At 71.2% G+C, this 2434-nt stretch carries 3 protein-coding genes; 1 reads left to right on the forward strand and 2 read right to left on the reverse strand.

Annotated elements, in window-relative coordinates:
- Positions 1–131: 131 nt before the first annotated feature.
- Positions 132–1217, reverse strand: a complete 1086-nt coding sequence (locus tag ROTAS13_RS22995; RefSeq protein ID WP_019459593.1) for a malate/lactate/ureidoglycolate dehydrogenase — start codon at positions 1215–1217, stop codon at positions 132–134.
- 263 nt (positions 1218–1480) lie between these two features.
- Between ROTAS13_RS22995 and ROTAS13_RS23000 the strand changes: the two genes are divergently transcribed.
- Positions 1481–1699, forward strand: coding sequence for a DUF3126 family protein (locus tag ROTAS13_RS23000; protein WP_019459592.1), 219 nt, complete (start codon positions 1481–1483; stop codon positions 1697–1699).
- Positions 1700–1894: 195 nt separating this feature from the next.
- Here the strand turns inward: ROTAS13_RS23000 and queF are convergent, their stop codons facing one another.
- Positions 1895–2329 carry a preQ(1) synthase gene (gene queF / locus ROTAS13_RS23005; protein ID WP_051004723.1) on the reverse strand — a complete coding sequence of 145 codons (435 nt, stop codon included), beginning with the start codon at positions 2327–2329 and terminating at the stop codon, positions 1895–1897.
- Positions 2330–2434: the final 105 nt, after the last annotated feature.

Below are 2434 nucleotides of genomic sequence, written 5' to 3' on the forward strand. Positions count from 1 at the left end.
GCGCGACCCGCAGGGCTTCGCGCCCGGGAACCGGATGGTGTTTCCCGGCCTGAAGGACGCCCGGGAGCGGGCGGAGCTGATCGCCTATCTCGGCGGGCGATAGGGGAAAGACCCCGCCGTCCCGGTCTCCGTCACCCCTCGGCGCGCACGCCTACCGTGGCGGCGGCGGCCACGATGCCCGCCCAGCTGGTCTCGTCGATCGGGATGCCCTCGGCGAGGCGCTGCGCCATGGTCCGGCGCTCCGGCTCCCCGGCGACCAGCACCTCCTCGCCCGGCTGCGGCGGGGAGGCCTTCACATGCGCGATGCAGGCCGCGACCTCGCGCTGGAACGCCGCCACGTCGCCCAGGCGGGCGGGGTCGAAGACGAAGCTGAGCATGTTGTTGACGATGCCGCGCCGGGGGGTGTCGTCGCCGGTGTTGGGGCCGCCGCCGCTGAGGCCGCCGGCCAGAACCTCGCACATCAGCGACAGGCCGAAGCCCTTGTGCCCGCCGAAGGGCAGCAGGGAGCCATGGGCGCCCTTGCCGTCGGCATTGCCGGCGCCGCTGTCCTGCGTGCCGTAGAGGGCATTGGGATCGTCCGTCGGCCGGCCCTCGGCATCCAGCAGCACGGGGGCGGGCAGCGTCTTGCCGGCATTGCGGGCGACGCGGACCTTGCCCATGGCGATGGCGCTGGTGGCGAAGTCCAGCACCAGGGGCGGCTGGCCCTCGCCACAGGGCACGGCGATGCAGAAGGGGTTGGTCTGCAGCCGCCCGTCGCTGCCGTTGTGGGGGGCGACGAAATAGCTGGGGCCGAGCCGCACATTGGCGAAGTGGATCGAGACGAGCCCGGCGGCGGCGGCCATCTCGCCGAAGGCGCCGATGCGGGCGAGGTGGTGGGAGTCGCGGATCGCCGCCACGGCGATGCCGGTGGTGCGCACGCGGCCGATGGCCCAGCGCATCACCTCCCGCCCGATCACCTGGCCGAAGGCGTCGCGCGCATCCACCACGGCGAAGGGGCCGTCGTCGCGCAGGAAGCGGGGCGGGGTGTTGGGAACGAGGAACCCATCCCTGCGGTCCTGGAGGTAGTCCGGGATCAGCCCGACGCCATGGCTGTCATGGCCCTTGAGATTGGCCTCGACCAGATCGGCGGCGACGGTCGCGGCTTCCTCGGGCGTGCTGCCGGCAGCCTGGAAGATGCTGGCGGTGAGGGTTTGCAGGCGATCGCGGGCGATCAGCATGGCGGTTTCTCGCTCCCTTTGGCGGATTCTTGGGCTCTGGTTCCTGCCCAAAAGCCTGGACGCGGCGGCGCGCAGGCACAAGCCGCGCGGGCCGCATGGCGGCCACCGGAGGGGCGGGAAAAGGGCATGCGGTGCGCGGCCACAGGCGGAACAAATCGGTTCCGCGCGGAATCCATTACCCGTTTGGGCATTCCATGTGCGGGCCGAAGGGACTATCTGCCCCCGGTCCAGACGTCTTTTCTTCAAGTCACGGTGATTGTTTCATGACCCCTGCCGAGATCGCCCAGGTCCAGGCCCATCTGCGCAAGCAGTTCAACAACCAGCAGATCGTGGTGGCCGCGCCGAAGCGGCGCGGCGGCAGCGTGGAGCTGCGGATCGGCGACGAGTTCATCGGCACCATCCACCGCGATGCCGAGGATGGCGAGGTTTCCTATGCCATCCAGATGGTGGTGCTGGCCGAGGACCTGAACCAGATCGACTGATACGGAGGGCGGCCTTCCGGGGGGCATGGCCCTCGGGAATGCCGCCCCTGGATAGCGCCCGAATACACTCCCCTCTGGGGCCTCCCCCCTTGGGGCCTTCCCCTCCGGGTCTTCCCCTCCGGGCCTTCCATGGGGCCTCGCGGCCGGTGGGCATCCCGCCCGCCGGTCCCGGAGCGGCCCGGGGAGCCGCCCCGTTCAGCCCCGGCCGCGATAGCCCGGCACGTCCTGCGGCGGAATCCAGACGCCTTCCGGCGGGGCGCCGGTCTGCCAGAAGACGTCGATCGGGATGCCGCCGCGCGGATACCAGTAGCCGCCGATGCGCAGCCAGTGCGGCTTCAGCTCCCGCACCAGCCGGTCGCCGATCTCCACCGTGCAGGCCTCGTGGAAGGCGCCGTGGTTGCGGAAGGAGGTCAGATAGAGCTTGAGCGACTTGCTCTCCACCAGCCATCCGTCGGGCACGTAGTCGATCACCAGATGCGCGAAATCCGGCTGTCCCGTGATGGGGCAGAGCGAGGTGAATTCCGGCGCGGTGAAGCGGACGCAGTAGCGCTTGCCCGGATGCGGGTTCGGCACGCGCTCCAGCCGCGCCTCCTCCGGCGAGGCGGGCTGCCGCGCGTGCTGGCCGAGCATGGTCAGCCCCGCCAGCGGATCGGTCCGCGGCAGGTCCGCCGCGCTCTCGTGGCCGGGGGTGGGGCGGCCGGTGGTGCCGGAAGAGGTGTCGTTGTCGCTCATGGG

The sequence above is a fragment of the Roseomonas sp. TAS13 genome, assembly GCF_001950415.1.
Classification (GTDB): Bacteria; Pseudomonadota; Alphaproteobacteria; order Acetobacterales; family Acetobacteraceae; genus Roseomonas; species Roseomonas mucosa.

Coding starts and splice junctions, on each gene's coding strand:
- queF (WP_051004723.1), bottom strand. CDS start 2,329: ATGCTCGGCCAGCACGCGCGGCAGCCCGCCTCGCCGGAGGAGGCGCGG.
- ROTAS13_RS23000 (WP_019459592.1), top strand. CDS start 1,481: ATGACCCCTGCCGAGATCGCCCAGGTCCAGGCCCATCTGCGCAAGCAG.
- ROTAS13_RS22995 (WP_019459593.1), bottom strand. CDS start 1,217: ATGCTGATCGCCCGCGATCGCCTGCAAACCCTCACCGCCAGCATCTTC.